Annotated in this window: 18 protein-coding genes; 6 read left to right on the top strand and 12 right to left on the bottom strand. The window is 62.7% G+C overall.

Annotated features, from left to right (window positions below; translation table 11 throughout):
• Nucleotides 1–289 precede the first annotated feature (289 nt).
• A complete protein-coding gene (locus tag HFO71_RS05095) occupies nt 290–1,198 on the bottom strand; it encodes a LysR family transcriptional regulator (protein ID WP_206989688.1) in 909 nt (302 codons plus the stop codon).
• A 175-nt stretch (nt 1,199–1,373) separates the two neighbouring features.
• Here HFO71_RS05095 and HFO71_RS05090 point away from each other — a divergent pair, with 175 nt between their 5' ends.
• Genes HFO71_RS05090 through HFO71_RS05080 form a run of 3 tightly spaced genes read left to right on the top strand, consistent with a single transcriptional unit; the run spans nt 1,374 to nt 3,658 of the window.
• The gene (locus tag HFO71_RS05090; protein ID WP_168287866.1) at nt 1,374–1,988 is read left to right on the top strand and encodes a C39 family peptidase; all 615 of its coding nucleotides are present in this window, start codon (nt 1,374–1,376) and stop codon (nt 1,986–1,988) included.
• A gap of 32 nt (nt 1,989–2,020) precedes the next feature.
• Nucleotides 2,021–3,097 carry a D-alanine--D-alanine ligase family protein gene (locus HFO71_RS05085; RefSeq protein WP_168287852.1) on the top strand — a complete coding sequence of 359 codons (1,077 nt, stop codon included), beginning with the start codon at nt 2,021–2,023 and terminating at the stop codon, nt 3,095–3,097.
• A 15-nt stretch (nt 3,098–3,112) separates the two neighbouring features.
• Nucleotides 3,113–3,658 (top strand): AAA family ATPase, encoded by a 546-nt coding sequence (locus tag HFO71_RS05080; protein ID WP_168287851.1) that lies wholly within the window; start codon nt 3,113–3,115, stop codon nt 3,656–3,658.
• A 44-nt stretch (nt 3,659–3,702) separates the two neighbouring features.
• Here the strand turns inward: HFO71_RS05080 and HFO71_RS05075 are convergent, their stop codons facing one another.
• The 5 genes from HFO71_RS05075 to gndA all read right to left on the bottom strand — a co-directional run bounded on the left by HFO71_RS05075 (nt 3,703) and on the right by gndA (nt 7,792).
• Nucleotides 3,703–4,320, bottom strand: coding sequence for a class I SAM-dependent methyltransferase (locus HFO71_RS05075; RefSeq protein WP_132609091.1), 618 nt, complete (start codon nt 4,318–4,320; stop codon nt 3,703–3,705).
• 104 nt (nt 4,321–4,424) lie between these two features.
• Complete coding sequence (locus tag HFO71_RS05070; protein WP_168287850.1) at nt 4,425–4,934, bottom strand: GNAT family N-acetyltransferase; 510 nt, start codon at nt 4,932–4,934, stop codon at nt 4,425–4,427.
• A gap of 56 nt (nt 4,935–4,990) precedes the next feature.
• Nucleotides 4,991–5,485 (bottom strand): GNAT family N-acetyltransferase, encoded by a 495-nt coding sequence (locus HFO71_RS05065; protein ID WP_206989686.1) that lies wholly within the window; start codon nt 5,483–5,485, stop codon nt 4,991–4,993.
• Between the two features lie 13 nt (nt 5,486–5,498).
• Nucleotides 5,499–6,257 carry a carbon-nitrogen hydrolase family protein gene (locus HFO71_RS05060; protein WP_221987586.1) on the bottom strand — a complete coding sequence of 253 codons (759 nt, stop codon included), beginning with the start codon at nt 6,255–6,257 and terminating at the stop codon, nt 5,499–5,501.
• A gap of 83 nt (nt 6,258–6,340) precedes the next feature.
• The gene (gndA, locus tag HFO71_RS05055) at nt 6,341–7,792 is read right to left on the bottom strand and encodes an NADP-dependent phosphogluconate dehydrogenase (protein WP_206989681.1); all 1,452 of its coding nucleotides are present in this window, start codon (nt 7,790–7,792) and stop codon (nt 6,341–6,343) included.
• 209 nt (nt 7,793–8,001) lie between these two features.
• On the opposite strand from gndA, the gene HFO71_RS05050 reads away from it, so the two are divergent.
• The 3 genes from HFO71_RS05050 (at nt 8,002) to HFO71_RS05040 (ending at nt 9,625) form a co-directional block, all read left to right on the top strand.
• On the top strand, nt 8,002–8,793 hold the full coding sequence (locus HFO71_RS05050; protein WP_206989680.1) for a helix-turn-helix domain-containing protein: 792 nt from the start codon (nt 8,002–8,004) through the stop codon (nt 8,791–8,793).
• A gap of 70 nt (nt 8,794–8,863) precedes the next feature.
• Nucleotides 8,864–9,262: a polyketide cyclase gene (locus HFO71_RS05045; protein ID WP_020050326.1), complete on the top strand. Its 399-nt coding sequence runs from the start codon at nt 8,864–8,866 to the stop codon at nt 9,260–9,262.
• Nucleotides 9,263–9,625 (top strand): VOC family protein, encoded by a 363-nt coding sequence (locus tag HFO71_RS05040; RefSeq protein WP_017964658.1) that lies wholly within the window; start codon nt 9,263–9,265, stop codon nt 9,623–9,625.
• A 55-nt stretch (nt 9,626–9,680) separates the two neighbouring features.
• On the opposite strand, the gene HFO71_RS05035 is transcribed toward HFO71_RS05040, so the two are convergent.
• The 6 genes from HFO71_RS05035 to HFO71_RS05010 form a co-directional block, all read right to left on the bottom strand.
• Nucleotides 9,681–10,397, bottom strand: a complete 717-nt coding sequence (locus HFO71_RS05035; RefSeq protein ID WP_131642346.1) for a PAS domain-containing protein — start codon at nt 10,395–10,397, stop codon at nt 9,681–9,683.
• A gap of 263 nt (nt 10,398–10,660) precedes the next feature.
• A complete protein-coding gene (locus HFO71_RS05030; RefSeq protein ID WP_221987585.1) occupies nt 10,661–11,596 on the bottom strand; it encodes a lipid A biosynthesis lauroyl acyltransferase in 936 nt (311 codons plus the stop codon).
• Nucleotides 11,597–11,600: 4 nt separating this feature from the next.
• Nucleotides 11,601–12,629, bottom strand: coding sequence for a zinc-binding dehydrogenase (locus HFO71_RS05025; protein ID WP_131664925.1), 1,029 nt, complete (start codon nt 12,627–12,629; stop codon nt 11,601–11,603).
• 56 nt (nt 12,630–12,685) lie between these two features.
• Nucleotides 12,686–13,972, bottom strand: a complete 1,287-nt coding sequence (locus tag HFO71_RS05020; protein ID WP_221987584.1) for a beta-ketoacyl-ACP synthase — start codon at nt 13,970–13,972, stop codon at nt 12,686–12,688.
• A gap of 12 nt (nt 13,973–13,984) precedes the next feature.
• On the bottom strand, nt 13,985–15,190 hold the full coding sequence (locus HFO71_RS05015; RefSeq protein ID WP_131661656.1) for a beta-ketoacyl-ACP synthase: 1,206 nt from the start codon (nt 15,188–15,190) through the stop codon (nt 13,985–13,987).
• On the bottom strand, nt 15,187–15,669 hold the full coding sequence (locus HFO71_RS05010) for an ApeI family dehydratase (RefSeq protein WP_077978419.1): 483 nt from the start codon (nt 15,667–15,669) through the stop codon (nt 15,187–15,189). The genes HFO71_RS05015 and HFO71_RS05010 overlap by 4 nt, the downstream gene beginning before the upstream one ends.
• Between the last annotated feature and the right edge of the window lie 178 nt (nt 15,670–15,847).

Raw genomic sequence — 15,847 nt, 5'->3', positions numbered from 1 at the left:
GCAGCCGCGGCTAAGTCGAAACGCACGCGGAGTTGCGGCGTAGGACGTCTGCGCGACGCTCCGGACGAAAAAAGCGCGATGTGGCTTTGGAAACGATCTGGTGTCCATGGACGGTGGCTCAAGGCAAATAAGGAGAAAGCAAACGACAGTGTTAACCCGGCTCCGATCAGGAGGCCGTGGTGGTAAGTCGTGCGTCGCGTGCGCGAGCGTCTGCTGCTTGAGTTGCCATAATCATGAGCCAAGAGTGCCCGATATGATCGCTCCTGCCAAGAGTGCATTCGCGTGAAAATCAGGATCTGTTCAAATCCCGCGGCGCACTCCTCACCAGCTGATCGAGCACCGCCGCGACCTTCGGGTTGCGCACCTCGCCGCGCCGGGTAATCGCATGGATGCCACGGCAAACGGATGGCACCAAGGGCTTGACGACCAGCGCTCCGCCGAAATCTTTGAGCGCCAGGCCGGGCATCACCGAAATCGAGCACCCGGCTTCCACCAGTGCGAACACCACTTCGAAGCTGTCGCTAAAGCCGTTGATGACGGGCTCGAAACCGATGTCGCGGCAGGCCTTGCGGATGGCCATGGAATAGGCGCTGGAGGCGACGTCGAGCGCCCAATGTTCATCCCTCAGCTGTGCGAGTTCGATGACGGGCACGCTCTCCAGTCTGTGGCCAGCGGGCAGAAGCACGAAGAGCTGGTCGCGGCACAGGAACAGCGTGTCGGCCGTGCCCTCCAGCGTATGCGGATCGAAGGATATGTCGTCGGCAATGACGATATCGGCCTGCCAGGCCCGGAGCGCTGCCACGCCTTCGGCAGGTCCCATCGTCGTCATGACGATGTCGAGATGCGGATGGTCGATGGCGAGTTGGCGCATCGCGGCGGGAATGAAGGAGGAAGCAGCGGAGGGTTGGGCGGCGATCCTCAGGTCGCCCGCGACGATATTCTGCAACTCGGCAATATCGGTCTTGGCTTCCTCGACAATGCCGAATATCCGGTCGGCATGCACAACGAGCCGCTGTCCGGCCGGTGTCAGCGTCACCCCTCGCCCGCGCCGCTCAACGAGCGGGATTCCAACTTCGTCCTCCAGTTGGGCGATCTGCTGGGAAACGGCCGATGAGGAAATGCCGAGCGCGTCGGCGACCGCAGCCATCGTCTCGCGGCGCGAGAGCTCGCGAAGTGTGCGCAATCGGAAGAAATCCAAGCCCGTTTCTCCGGTTGATCAATCAGCCATAATTTCTAACCTATATGTTTATTTTAATTAAGTGGACCTGAAGAAAACTGCACCTTAGCCTTGGATTCGCAAGCGGGGCATCGGTTTGAAAAAAGCCAAGATTACCCGCCATCTCATGAGACGAGTCACGGGGGATATCGACAGGATGCAGCAGAGCGGCGTGCCCTATTTCAGCCAATGGGAAACACCCGGCATGACACTGCCGGTGCTTGCCGAGGGATGGCAGGCTTTGCTGCGCGATCCGCTCTGGCGCCATTCTGGGGCCGCGACGATCGAGGAATATGCGCGCTGGGCGGTCAATGTCTGCGGCATGGCCTGCCTGAAGATGATTCTTGCCGCCCGCGGTGAAATCCATCCGACCATCGAGCTTGCCCACGCCTGCACCGCCTATGGCGGTTATGCGGTCAACGAGATCGACGCCTCGATCAAAGGGCTGATTTACGCGCCCTTCGTCCGCTTCGCAGCCGAGCGCTTCAGACTTAGCGCGGAGACGATGACCGGCGTCGAGACATCGGCCATTCCCGGGCATCTCGCGAAACGCCGGTTCTTCATCGCCTCGGTGAACTCTGGCATCCGCTGGCCGGAGCGAGAACCGCCCTCGAAGGGCGGACACCTGGTGCTGGTGACGGCAGCCAGCGACGAGACAATCCGCTTTCACAACCCGTCCGGCCATGACGAGGCGAGCCAGGCTGACGTGACGCTGCCGCTTGCCGTATTCGACCGCTTCTTCGCCAATCGCGGCATATCGGTCGACGCCTGACCCTTTTCACGCCAGATCGTTTCGGAGCTTTCATGACCCCATCCCCAAACAGGCTGCGCATTGCCGTGCTCTTCGGTGGCCGCTCGGCCGAGCATGAAGTTTCCGTGCTCTCGGCAACCAATGTCATGGGCGCGCTCATGCCCGAGCAATACGACGCAGTCCCCGTCTTCATCACGCGCGACGGACAGTGGCTGCTGAGCAGTTTTGAGGATGGCGTGCTGGCGACACCTTCATCAGGCACGGAAATCTGCCTGGTGCCGGGTGGGCGCGGCCGGGTGCTGGCGATCCCAACTCATGGCGCGCCGCATGACCTAGCAAAGGTCGACATCCTGTTTCCTGTCCTTCACGGCCAGCATGGCGAAGACGGATCGGTACAGGGCGCGGCGGAGGTGGCCCGCGTTCCACTCGCCGGTTGCGGCATCCTCGGTTCGGCCACGGCGCTCGACAAGGACATCGCTAAACGCCTGCTGAGGGCGGCGGGCCTGCCGGTGGCGCGCGCGGTGACGATCCATGAGGGTGCCGCCCCTTCACTGGCAGCCTTGGAAGGCGAGCTCGGCCTGCCGCTCTTCATCAAGCCTGCGCGCCAGGGATCGTCGGTCGGTGTCGCCAAGGTCCATGCCAGCCAGGAATTCGCACCCGCCCTTACTGAGGCCTTCCGCCACGATCGCACGCTGCTCGCCGAGGAATTCGTGCGCGGCCGCGAGATCGAATTCAGTGTGCTCGAGGATGCGGCAGGAGAACTCTTCGTCTCCCGGCCGGGCGAGATCGTGCCGGCGGAAAGCCACGACTTCTATAGCTACGATGCCAAATATATCGACGAGAAAGGTGCGGCGTTGAAAGTGCCGGCCGAACTGCCGCAGGAGGTCGAGACCGCCATGCGCGACGTGGCCGCAAGAGCCTTCCGGGCGGTCGGCTGCGACGGCATGGCCCGCATAGATTTCTTCCTGACGGATGACATGCAGTTCCTCGTCAATGAAATCAACACCATCCCCGGCTTCACCGATATCAGCATGTATTCCAAGGCGATGGCGGCAAGCGGCGTCACCTACGCCGAAATCATCGACCGACTGGTGGACCACGGCCTGGCGCGCGCCCGACGAGCCGCCTGAGACGGGAGCTTGAAGGTGAACGGGTCGGTCTTGATTTCGGGATGTTCCGGCGGCGGAAAATCGACGCTGCTTGCTGAGCTTGCTGCACGCGGTCATGCCGTCGTCGAAGAGCCCGGCCGACGGATCGTCAAGCAGGAGATCGAGAGCGGCGGCACCGCCCTGCCCTGGGCCGACATGGCCGCGTTTGCCCGCCGCGCGATCGAGATGGCGATCGCCGATCACAAGGCTGCGCGTGAGCAGGCCGGCTGGACGTTTTTTGATCGCGGGCTGATCGATGCCGCGGCAGCGCTGCAGCACCTGACCGGAGAACCGGTCCTGGAAAAATTGAGCGCCGCTCATCGCTATCACCCGAGGGTTTTTCTCACGCCGCCATGGCCCGAAATCTACACGACCGACCCCGAGCGGCGCCAGGGCTTCGACGAGGCGGTCGCGGAATATGATCGACTTGTCGCCGTCTATCCGACGCTCGGCTACGACGTCGTCATGCTGCCGAAAATCGCGGTCGCCGACCGGGCGGATTTCATCCTCGACTGCCTCCCTCGGGAAACGAGGCAGCAGTAGACGAGATCGCTAGGGCGTCTCTCCGCCGCCTTCTCAAAAGGGGCTCAGCGCCTCCGAAAAATGCACCACTGGAACGACTGCCGGCCACCGCCGGGTGTCGTGTGTTCCTCCCGCCAGTCACGCTGAAGCGCGAAGGTGGACGAGAATTCGGTCGCAAGCGCCACCGCGTCGTAACGCTGGACCGGCAAGCCGCTGCACCGTTCCGGCCCGTCCGGCGCGAAGGTCGCGATGATCACGGCGCTGCCCGCCGCCGTGCCGGTTTCGAGCGCGCGGCGATAGGCCAGCCGCTGCTCGGGCTCGGTGAGGAAGTGAAAAACAGCGCGGTCGTGCCACACATCGTAATGGCGGTCGGGCTGCCATGAAGTGACGTCGGCAACCACCCAGGTGATGCGGGCGGCTTCATCCCGCAGCCGCGCCTTGGCGACATCGAGCGCCGGCGCGGCGATGTCGAGGACGGTGAGGTCGGACCAACCGCGCTCGACAAGACGGTCGACAAGGCTCGATGCGCCGCCGCCCACATCGATCAGCGAGGCCGTGGCCGGCAGTTGCAGTTCGTCAAGCGCCCGCAAGGAAGGCCCGGGCGTCGGCTGATACCAGCTGACGCTGTCGGCAGGTTTCGTGCGATAGACCTCGTCCCAGTGTTCCCGCTTCTCGCCCGTCATCGGATATGCCCATCTCTTGCGGAACTCGATTCCCTAGCTGATCAACATGTAGGGACTGAGACGTCTGCAACCAATCACAGTGCGCCCAAGACCATGTTCTCCGTTCAGGAAGCGAGGTGACGGTAAACGAGATCGGCAGGATCAGTTCGGGGTGCTGTGGGATCGAGACGCGCGCCCAGCCGTTCCGCAACGGCTACAGATGCAGCATTGCCGGGAGCGATATAGCTGACGAGCGATGGCAGCTTGAGCGTTGCGAAAGCCCAGTCGCGCAGCGCCAAGGCCGCTTCGGTCGCATAGCCTTTGCCCTCATATTCTTCATAGACGAACCAGCCGAGCTCCTTCTCCGGAAAGAGAGGGCCGTGATTGATCCCCACCTGACCGACGCATTCGCCGGTTTCGCCAAGCTCGATCGTCAGCGCTCCGTGCCCGAAAAGCTGCCAGAGAGCCACGTCGTGGCAGAACATTCCCCACGCCGCGCGCAGATCGAACGGGCCGCCCATTCCGACGGATCGCGGCGATGCCATGATCTCAGCATAGGCGGCGAAATCGCCGATAACAGGCATGCGGAGCTTGAGACGCTCGGTTCGAATGGTCATCGCGCCCGCTTGGGACATGTCGTCGCCTTCTCTGTCAGCTTGAGTTTGGAGTTTCAGCCGTTGAACGGAATATTCTAGCTTTCAAATGCTGGGGCGAATTGCAACGTCCCGCTTGGCGGAGATCCGCGAAAGACAATCCTCTGCACCAGCCGCCTATCGAGGTCGAGATACGTCAACTGTCCGTCGCTGCTGAAACCGACACGGCTGTAGATCTCGGGATTGCCGATCAGCGCGCATCCGCTGGCGCCGATATCGTTCAACAATTCGAGACCCCGTGCAATCATCGCCTTGCCGATACCCTGCCGCTGTCTCTCCGGCTTGACCGATATCGGCCCCAGCCCGAACCAGGCATCATGCGCGCCGTCGATCGTCACCGGCGAAAACGCCACATGCCCGAGAATCTCGCCATCCTGCTCGGCCACCAGCGATATCGTGAGATCGCCCGCCGCGCGAAGTCTTCGGACAATCTCCGCTTCCGTACCGTCGCTGTAGGGCATTGGCTTGAAGGCGGTCGAGGTCAGATCATGGATCGCATCGATATCATCAGGCGTTTCGTCTCGGATAAGCATCTCTGTCAATTCCTCAACCGCCATAGCTCACAGGTGCTATGCAGGGAAAATCGAAGAGCAGCAAGCCGGGCTCCTCCAGCGGCAGTTGCGCCACGACCTGCCCTTGCCGGTTCAGCACCGCCGTCGCCCCCCAGGCGATGCGCCCGTCGCGCTCACCCGTTACGTCGGACGATATCAGCCACAGGCCTGCCTCGCGGCATCTTTCACCGCGAACGGCATTATGCAGCGGCTTGAATATTTCCGCCTTCTCCCGTGGCATCATGTTGTTGGACAGGCATAAGATCAGCGATGCGCCAGACGCAGCAACCTTTGCGGCTGCCTCCGGAAAATTGGTGTCGTAGCAGATGTTGATCCCGAAGCGCAGGGCACCGATCGCAAAGAGCGGACTGTCCTTTCCTGCCTCGAAAGCCCGCTCGCCGGGCAGCAGGTGGGTTTTCCGGTAGCGACCGAGGAGAACGCCGCGCTCGACGACGACGGCGGTGTTGAACAATCGCCCATCATCGATCTCGATCAGCCCCATGACCAGCACCGGTCCCGACTTCGGCAACCGATCCAGGACCGCCGCGAACTCGGCTGATGCGAGATCGAGGGCAACCCGCCGCGCCGATGCTTCATCGGTCAGGTAGCCCTGGAGAAAACCTTCTGGAAAGACCAGCAGGGCAACATCCTCAGCCTCGGCACGAGCGGCGATCCCGCAGGCATAATCCAGCGCCGCCCCAAGATTCTCCCGAAATTCCGGCGTCTGCGCGGCGGCTATCCGAATGCTCGTCACTTAGACCTCCGGGTTCTCGGCCGCGGCATCTCAGCAAGAGGCCCGGCACTGTGGCCGGGCCTCTCCTTGAAAATCGGTAAACCTCAGAACGTCGAGGCACCGCTGCCCCAGGGGCCGTGGTGGAAATCCTTACCATCAAGGCGGTCGAAGCCGTGGGCGCCGAAGAAGTCGCGCTGTGCCTGGATGAGGTTTGCCGTTCCCCTGCCCTGGCGATAGGCGTCGAAATAGGTCAGCGCCGAGGTCAGCGCCGGCACCGGCAGGCCGGCGGCAATCGCGGCACCGACGACACGGCGCAGCGCCGGGATCGATTCCTTGACCATGTCGGAGAAAGCCGGCGTGACGATGAGGTTTGCAGCGTCAGGCGCCTTGGTGAAGGCCGAGGTGATCTCGTCGAGGAACTGCGAGCGGATGATGCAGCCGGCGCGCCAGATCCTGGCAATCGTCGGCATCGGCAGTGACCAGTTGAACTCGCGCGACGCTTCCGCCATCACCGCGAAGCCCTGCGCATAGGCGCCGATCTTGGCGGCAAACAACGCCAGCTCCAGATCTTTGTTGAGTTCGGGGCCGTAAGCGATCGGGAAGGACACTGCCTGCGTGCCGAAGATATTTTCGGCGGCTTCGCGCTGCGACTTCATCGAGGAGAGGCTGCGGGCGGCGACCGCGGCTTCGATCGCCGTTGCCGGAATGCCCATGTTCTGCGCCTCGATCGCCGACCACTTGCCGGTACCCTTCTGGCCGGCCTTGTCGAGGATCATGTCGACCATCGGTCCGCCGGAGACCGGATCGGTTGCGGCAAGCACCTTCTCGGAGATTTCGATCAGGTAGGAGTTCAGCCGGCCATTGTTCCATTCGCCGAAGATGCCGGAGATTTCGGAGGCGCTCTTGCCGAGGCCGTCGCGCAGGATGCCGTAGATTTCGGCGATCATCTGCATATCGGCATATTCGATGCCGTTATGGATGGTCTTGACGAAATGGCCAGCGCCATCATTGCCGAGCCAGGCGACGCAGGGCTCGTCATTGTAGCGGGCGGCAATCGAGGTCAACACCTTCTCGACGCGCTTCCAGGACTCTTCGGTGCCGCCGACCATGATCGACGGGCCGTGGCGCGCACCTTCTTCGCCGCCGGAAACACCCATGCCGATGAAGGTCAGATCGGTATTCTTCAGCCGATCGAAGCGGGCGACGGTGTCGCGGAAATTGGCGTTGCCGGCATCGATCATGATGTCGCCCTTGGACAGATGCGGGCGCAGCAGCTCCATCTGCTGGTCGACGGGCTCACCCGCCTTGATCATGATGATGATCGGACGCGGCGGCCGGATCGCATCGACGAATTCCTCGATGGTCTTGCAGGGAACGATCTGCTTCTTCAGATCGCCGGCGCTTTCGTAGAATTCGTCGGTTTTCTCCGGCGTGCGGTTGAAGACCGCGATTTTATTGCCTTTCTCCGCGATGTTGAGCGCCAGGTTGGAGCCCATGACCGCAAGGCCGATCAGTCCGATTTCTGCCTTTTCCACGACAAACCTCCGATGTGTCATTTGGACCGGTGTTGTGGCACTGTCTCGGTCAAACGGCAAGTCTCACAAGGGTCTAATCGGTTCGCAAAAGCCCATGAAATGAGCTTGCAATATCCCCGCTTGTCCGACAACCCGCCAGCTGCCGCTTATTCCGAAGCCGCAAGTTTTTCGCGCGTCCTGCCCGCAATGCCCTATCTCATGTTATTATCAGTGCCTCGGGAGATATCGCATTGGCATCGGGAAAACGAAAAGAGATGGCTCTCCTGGCGGCCCGCGCCGGCCGCTACCGCGAATATGCGTCGCCGCCGACGCTGCGGCGCCATTTCAGCCGCCTCTGGTCTCATGCGCTCCATAACGGACCGCCGGCAATGGTGGCGATCGTGCCGGATGGCTATTGCGATCTTCTCTGGATCGACGGCCGGCTGGTCGTCGCCGGCCCCGACAGGACGGCGGCCTTTCCCGTCATCCAGCCGGGCGCGACCGTCATAGGCGCACGTTTTGCGCCTGGCGCTGCAGCACCCTGGCTGAAGACGCCGCTCTCGGCGCTGGTCGGCTGCTCGGTGCCCCTTGCCGACATCGGCCGGAAGGACACCGCCGAATTCGAAGCGCGGCTTGCGGATTGTCCCGACCCCTCGGCCGCGATGGCGCTGTTTGGCCGCCTGCTTGAAGGGACCGCGCGCGATGCGGAGGAGCCCGCCCGCGACGCCGCGATGATCTTCGCCGCCGCCGACGGCGGCCGCCCGGCATCCGGCCTGCTCGACCGGCTCGGCATGAGCGAAAGGCAGCTGCGTCGTCGCTGCCACCATCATTTCGGCTACGGCGCAATGACGCTGGAACGGATCCGCCGGTTTCAGCGTTTCCTCGACCTCTGCCGCAAGTCGGGCACGATGCCGCTTGCCCGCCTTGCGCTCGAAGCGGGCTTTGCCGACCAGCCCCACATGACGCGGGAGGTCGGCGAGCTTTCGACCCTGACGCCCGCCGTCATTTTCGACCAACTCGATATGCGGAAAAGAGGCGACTGACCGTTTTGTTCAAGACGCTGTCGGCCGGTTTGTTATTCTGACGAAACCAAATGACAGGGACCTGCAAGCCATGACGACAATGCCCGCGAAAATCATCCACCGGTCGATCGAGCGCGATTGGCGCGACGTCTATGAATTCGCCGGCAAGCCGGAGAACATGCCGCTCTGGGCCTCCGGCCTTGCGACCGGGCTCGATCCTGATGGTGCCGACTGGATCGCCGATGGCGCTCTTGGAAAAATCAGGGTGAGCTTCGTGCCTGCCAATGAATTCGGCGTGATCGACCATACGGTGACGATCGAATCCGGCCTCAGGGTCTATAATGCCCTGCGCATCGTGCCGAACGGCGATGGCTGCGAGGTCATGTTCACGCTGCTGCGTCTGCCCGGCATGACCGACGCGCAGTTTTCCGCCGATGCCGCCCATGTCGAGAAGGATCTCGCCATGCTGAAAGCCCTGATGGAGAGATAGATGGCCGAGAAGACAGAAAACCACGACCGCCGCATCGACTATGTCGAATTCAACGTCGCCGACATCGCTGCCGCCAAAGCCTTTTACGGCTCGGCCTTCGGCTGGCGTTTCACCGATTACGGCCCGAATTATTGCGAATTCGACGACGGCCGGCTGAAGGGCGGCTTTACCGATTTCGGACCGGTGCGGACGGGCGGCGGCCCGCTGGTCGTCGTCTATGCCAATGATCTGGAAGAAGTGCTGACCTCAGTCGAAAGAGCCGGCGGCACGATCTGCCGGCCGATCACCGATTTTCCCGGCGGCCGTCGCTTCCACTTCCTCGACCGCGATGGCTACGAACTCGCCGTCTGGGCGGCTGCTTAGCCGGATTACCCGAGGCAGCCGAGTTGGTCAGGCTGCCTAAGGCTACCGACCGGGATCAGGCAGCCTGCGACAGCCGGTCGATATCTTCCATGACGAGCAGGGCGCCGATCACCGTGCCGCCCGCATCGCGCAGCGGCGACATGCGACAGCGCACCTGCCGCGACCGGCCGCTGCCGTCCGAGCGCTCATAGGTATAGTCGATCTGGTCGCCGGCAAAACAGGCGTCGAGCTTATGCTTGGCGCATTCGGCAAACTGCTCCTCGCCGATGAATTCGGAAAGGTGGCGGCCGATGAGCTCCATCGGCTTCCTGTTGAGATGGGCGCTGTTGGCTGGATTGGAATAGAGGTAGCGATAATCCCTTGTCAGCACCGCCACGCGATCCGGCAGGCTTTCAAGGATTACCGCGTTGAGGAACTGGCCATTGTCGGTATCCGGCACATAGGCCGGCGGCGGCTCGATGCGCACATCCTGCGGCGAAGGCACGCGCCAGTCCGACCCATGCGCCCCGAAATAGCGGTCGAGCAGATAGGAAAGCACCGACGTATGCTCCGTGACGCTGGCGCTGTCGTCGGCATCCTGGCTTATCAGGTGGCTGATAAATTGCAGCTGCATGTAGACTTCGAGCAGATTGGCTGCCCGGCAGGCGAGGATTGCCTCGACCAGCGGCTCGACATGACGGTCGAGCGCCGTGACGCGCTGGTCGTCGCCCAGGCGTATGGCTTCCTCGATTTGCACGCAACGCAAAGAAAAAGCTCGAAAAAGCTCCAGCAAGACGCCTCCCACTCCCATTGTGCCAAGAGACGAGTCCGAAACCTCACATTGGCCGCACTTCCCAAAAATGCGCCTTCCGGTAGACATTATTCGCGTCTTGGTGGTGACGGGTAACATGAAGTGCCCTCAGTTTCAATCCGAGAGCACCTGCCGCTTTTCACCGCTGATAAATGGGGGTGGACCTTTTTTAGAGTATCATACCGAAAACTGTGAGCGGTTTCGGGCGACATCATGCTCCAACCATTCGTTTGGAGGATCCTATTCTAAGGCGCGAGCGTCTGCTTGATCTGCCAGCGGTCGTGGTACCAGAGCCACTGCTCCGGATATTCCCGCACCCAGCTTTCCACCTTGTCGTTGAGCAGCTGGGCGGCGGCCGGCAGGTCGAGATTGCCCTTGGCGTCGCGCGGCATGTCCAGCCGCGGCTCGATTTCCAGCCGGTAGCGATTTCCCGGCAGCCGGATGCAGCGGGCCGGATAGACTTCGCAGTCGAACTGGCGCACCAGCTTCGGCAACAACGGATTGGTCTTGACGTCGCGCCCGAAGAAGGTGCCCTTCAGCCCCTTGCGGAATTTCTGGTCGACCAGCACGCCCACCCCCTGGCCTGCTTCCAGCTGACGGGCGAGCGCGAAGGACGAGCCTGCATGCGAGGGCACCAGCTTGCCCATGCGGGCGCTCCGGAAGTCGAACACCTTCTTGGCGACATAAGGATTATTCGGCGGCCGAAAGAGCACGGTGACGTTGAGCCCGAAGGCGGCACCCGCCACCGGCAGCAGCTCGAAATTGGCGGTATGGCCGGTAAAGACGATGAAGGGGCGCGGATTGTCACGCAGGTCGAGGAAGATCGGGACGCCCGACACTTCCACCCTGCCCGGCTCCGACTTTTCAGGATCATAGTCGAACAGCTGATCGAGGAAGACATATTCGGCCGCAAGCCGGCCCATATTGCCCCAGCTGGCGAGCGCGATCTCCTCGATCTCGGCCTCGCTCTTCTCAGGGAAGGCATTGCGCAGATTGGTCAGCATGAGTCTGTGGCGGCTGGTCAGCCGGCCGACGCGGCGCATCATCCTGTCGGCGAATCGGATCGCACCATCGGCCGGAAACAGCTTCAGGAAATTCAGGAAGCCGAACATCACTTGAGCCACCAGCCATTGCTGGAAATTCCTCAGCGCCAGAACGATCCGGGTGATGAACAGCTTCACGCGGTCAATCCATCTTCAGGATGATCTTGCCGAAGATCTGGCGCGATTCCATCCGCTCCAGCGCCCGGTCGATATCGCTGAAGCTGACCTCGGTATCGATGACCGGATGGACGAGCCCGCGGCCCATCTTCTGCATCGCGTCCGCCATGTTCTCCATGCGGCAGCCGAAGGAGCCGAAGAGCTTGAGTTGTTGCTGGAACAGCATCATCAGGTTCATCTCTGTGGAAACACCCGAGGTCGAGCCGCAGGTGACGAGGCGCCCGCCGCGCTTCATGCAGAGCATCGAGCCTGCCCAGGTGTCCTTGCCGACATGTTCGAAGACGACGTCGACGCCCTTCTTCTTGGTGAGCTTGCGCACCACGCCTTCGAAACGGTCGGTGCGGTAGTTGATAACGTGATCGGCGCCGAGCGCCTTGGCCTTTTCGATCTTGTCGTCCGAACCGACCGTGGTGATGACGGTGCAGCCGATCTTCTTGGCGAGCTGGATCGCCGCCGTGCCGATGCCGGAGCCGCCGGCATGGACGAGGATCGTCTCGCCCGGCTCAAGCTTGGCATTGTCGAACAGCATGTGCTCGACCGTGCCGAAGGTGACCGGAGCAAGCGCCGCGCCGATCGCGTCGACACCGGGAGGGGCCGGCACCAGCAGGCGCGCCGGCAGGTTGACCTTCTCCTGCGCGAAGCCGTCGAGATGGAAGCCGTGCACGCCGGAGACATGTTCGCAGAGATTGTCGCGGCCTTCGCGGCAGGGGCGGCAGAGGCCGCAGGTGCGCGCGCCGTAGATGGAGACGAGCTGGCCCGGCAGCACGTTGGCGACGCCCGGCCCGATGGCCTCGACGACGCCGGAGGCTTCGGCACCGATGACCAGCGGCATCTTGCGCTTGGCGAATGCCATGCCGCGCCAGCCCCAGACGTCGATATGGTTGAGCGCCACCGCCTTGACGCGCAGCGTCACCTCGCCGGCACCAGGAGCGTCCGGTTCCGGCAGCTCGGTGATCTCAAGCTTGCGGTCATCGATCAGTTGCAAAGCGCGCATGGCAAAATCCCTCGCCTTCAAGACGGTCTTCTTGTTTTGAAATTGTCGCGAACCGCTTAAGCCGGTTCGAGCGCCATGACAAGGCTGGCATTCTGCCCGCCGAAGCCGAAGGAGTTGGAAAGCACCGCTGAAACCTGGGCTTCCCGCTTCTTGTTCGGCACGACATCGAGAACGATCGACGGATCGGGGTTGTTGTAATTGATGGTCGGCGGCAGCGTTTCGGTCAGCATCGTTTGCAGCGAGAACACCGCCTCGACGGCGCCCGCCGCCGTCAGCGTATGGCCGATCATCGACTTGTTCGACGACACGGGAATGCCGACGAGCCGGTCGCCGAACACGGCCGACATCGCGCCATACTCCATCTTGTCGTTCTCCGGCGTCGAGGTGCCGTGCGCATTGATGTAGCCGATGCCACTCTCGTCGATACCGGCATCGGCAAGGGCCGCGCGGATCGTCGCGATTGCCGGGCCGCCATCGGGCGACGACCGGGTGCGGTGGAAGCTGTCGGCCTTGTCGCCGGCGCCCTTCATGATGCCGAGCACCTTGGCGCCGCGGGCAACCGCTGACTCCAGCGATTCCAGTACCAGGGTCGCAGCACCCTCGGCGATAACGAAGCCGTCGCGATCCTTGCTGAACGGCTTGGAAGCCTTGGTCGGCGGATCGTTCTGTGTCGAAAGAGCTGACAGCAACGAGAAGCGGATCAGCGCTTCGGCACTCAGCGATCCGTCGGTGGCGACCGTCAATGCGCGATCCGTGCGGCCTTGGCGGATCGCCTCGATGCCGAGCTGGATCGCCGTGACCCCGGAGGCGCAGGCGGTCGACAGCGTGACGGGAAGGCCGCGGGTGCCGAACCGGTCGGCAAGGCGCTCGGAAATCGCACCGAACAGTGCCGCCTCATGGAAGGCCGGATCCGGACGCTGGCGCAGCGCCGTCAGGAAGCGCTCATAGGCATCCCCCGGATGGTCGGAGGCCGGCGAACGGTCGGCAAGCTCGAAACGCGCGCTCCACTCGGGCTCGATCGGCGGGGCGGCGAGGAATAGCGGGCCGTTGAAATCGCCGGAAAGGCCGGCATCGGCAAGCGCCTCGATCGTCGTTTCGCGGGCGAAGGCATAGGAGCGCTCGACGGCGTTCGGCACCGGGATGCCGATAAAATCGACGGTGCCGGCGATCCGCGTCGACAGGCCCTCGGTCGGAAAGCGGTTGATCTCATGGATGCCCGACGTGCCTGACGAAAGCGCTGCCCAGTTATCGCTGAGGCCCTGACCGAGCGAGGTGATGATGCCCATGCCGGTAACAGCTACGATCGGACGGCCGAGGTGATCTCTATAAGCGGAAGCTGTCATATTTCTCACTCCTCACGCATCTGCGGAAAGAACGGCAACGCCCTCGCCGCGCTGGTGTCCGACCGTGGTCACGACGGCGGCCGTGGCCCCTGCCCGCATCGGCGCCTCATGAGCGGCATCGAACGGCGGAACCTTGGCCTTGCCGTCGACGGCAAGGGCTGCAAGCGCTAGACCCAGCGTGAACTGCGTCTCGATCGTATGGCCGGTGACGCCGCCGAAGCCGCGGATCGCAACGTTGGGCAATTGATGTTCGAGCACCGCCCGCTCGCGGGCGGCAAGATCGTGCATGCCGGTCGATCCGGAAAAGATCGCCGTGCTCTCAGTGGCAAGCCCGGCAGCCGGTGCCAAAAGCCGCTCCAGCCGAACTTCGAGATTGCCGGAATTGCGGTTGCCGCGGTCGCCCTCGACCGCGTCGATGACAGCATAGATATGGGCGCCGCGGGCTTCAGCATGTTTGCGCGATTCGAGCACCAGGAAGGCGCCTGCCGAACCAGTGATCATGCCGCCGCCATCGCTCGGCTTGCGCGACCAAAGCGGCACCCAATCGCCACGCGCATGGGCGCCGATCGCCTCGGTGAGCAGGATCATATCAGGCCGCTCAGCCGCGAAGGCGCCTCCAACAAGTGCATGCGAGGATTCGCCTGATTTGATGCGGTAGAAGGCGGTCTCGACGGCGGATATGCCGGCCGCTTCCTCGCCCATGAAGGTGCGCGACGAACCGGTGACCTTGTGCACGATCGAGATATTGCCGGCGAGCAGGTTGGAAAGCTGGGCGAGGAACAGTGTCGGCCTCAGCTCGGTCGTCAGCTTCTCGTTGAGCAGCAACTCGCGGTCATTGCGCTTCAGCGCTTCGTCGACGATCAGTGTGTCGACATTGATGTCGCGCTCGCCGCCTCCGGCCGCCACGATCATGTCCATCGTGCCGCAGGCCTCGATATCATCCTTGAAACCAGCATCATCGAGCGCAAGGCCGGCGGCGAAGACGCCGATGCGCTGCCAGTTCTCCATCTGGCGCTGATCGCCGCGCTTGGCGATCTGCTGCGACCAGTCGATCTCAGGCAGCGGGTGCACCGGATAGGGCTTGAACTTCTCGGTCTCGACGATCGCTTTCGGCGCACTGGCGGCCGAAAGCAGCGCGATATGCGCGTCCTTGCCAACGCCCTGACAGGTGACGATGCCGATGCCCGAGATGACGACGTCGTTTGCAGCCTTGCTCATCCAATCACTCCCTGCGCCGCGATCGCTTCGAGAAGCCCGATTTCGCCGGCACGTTTCTTCACGATATCGCCGAGCGGTACCTCGGAAAACGGCATGGTGCGCAGTTTCAGCTGCGCATCGCAGACCTTCTTGCCAGCGCTGGTGATTTTAGCCTTGGTAACTGCGAAACCCGAACCGTCATGCTCCAGCACCGCCTCGATGTCGAGCACAGCTTCCGGTTCGACGAAGGTGCGCATCTTGGCGCCGTCGACCATCATCAGGAAGGGCATGGCGGCAAAATTGGTGACGGCAAGCACCAGCATGCCGGAGGCCTGGGCCATGGTCTCGATCAGGAGCACGCCGGGAACGAGCGGCATGCCGGGAAAATGACCCTCGAAGACGGGGCTCTTGGCCGGCACGACGGATCGCGCCTTAAGCGTACCCTTCTTCAGGTCGACCGCTTCGACGCGGTCAATCATCTGGAAATATTCCAGCAGCATTCGGATCCTCCGGCCCGACAGGCCAGATCTGCCCGCCGGTGACGCCTAAAGCGCGTCTGGTTCGCACTTTAGGTCTTTGTTTTTATGCATGCCGTTATCCCAAAACCGCTGCGCACTTTTGGGCGGCATGCACTAGTTAGGAACGAAACCGCCCGGCCGCCATATTCAGGGCGGCAGG

It is taken from the genome of Rhizobium laguerreae (assembly GCF_019778565.1).
Classification (GTDB): Bacteria; Pseudomonadota; Alphaproteobacteria; order Rhizobiales; family Rhizobiaceae; genus Rhizobium; species Rhizobium laguerreae.
The sequence above is the reverse complement of the archived record's forward strand: the minus strand, read 5'-3'. Positions and strand labels throughout refer to the sequence as shown.

Bases quoted from the DNA above. Each gene is read 5' to 3' on its own strand.
- HFO71_RS05070 (WP_168287850.1), bottom strand. From the start codon at position 4,934: ATGTCCCAAGCGGGCGCGATGACCATTCGAACCGAGCGTCTCAAGCTC.
- HFO71_RS05075 (WP_132609091.1), bottom strand. From the start codon at position 4,320: ATGACGGGCGAGAAGCGGGAACACTGGGACGAGGTCTATCGCACGAAA.
- HFO71_RS05025 (WP_131664925.1), bottom strand. From the start codon at position 12,629: ATGCGCGCTTTGCAACTGATCGATGACCGCAAGCTTGAGATCACCGAG.
- gndA (WP_206989681.1), bottom strand. From the start codon at position 7,792: ATGACACATCGGAGGTTTGTCGTGGAAAAGGCAGAAATCGGACTGATC.
- HFO71_RS05045 (WP_020050326.1), top strand. From the start codon at position 8,864: ATGACGACAATGCCCGCGAAAATCATCCACCGGTCGATCGAGCGCGAT.
- HFO71_RS05090 (WP_168287866.1), top strand. From the start codon at position 1,374: ATGCAGCAGAGCGGCGTGCCCTATTTCAGCCAATGGGAAACACCCGGC.
- HFO71_RS05040 (WP_017964658.1), top strand. From the start codon at position 9,263: ATGGCCGAGAAGACAGAAAACCACGACCGCCGCATCGACTATGTCGAA.
- HFO71_RS05085 (WP_168287852.1), top strand. From the start codon at position 2,021: ATGACCCCATCCCCAAACAGGCTGCGCATTGCCGTGCTCTTCGGTGGC.
- HFO71_RS05020 (WP_221987584.1), bottom strand. From the start codon at position 13,972: ATGACAGCTTCCGCTTATAGAGATCACCTCGGCCGTCCGATCGTAGCT.
- HFO71_RS05010 (WP_077978419.1), bottom strand. From the start codon at position 15,669: ATGCTGCTGGAATATTTCCAGATGATTGACCGCGTCGAAGCGGTCGAC.
- HFO71_RS05065 (WP_206989686.1), bottom strand. From the start codon at position 5,485: ATGCTTATCCGAGACGAAACGCCTGATGATATCGATGCGATCCATGAT.
- HFO71_RS05015 (WP_131661656.1), bottom strand. From the start codon at position 15,190: ATGAGCAAGGCTGCAAACGACGTCGTCATCTCGGGCATCGGCATCGTC.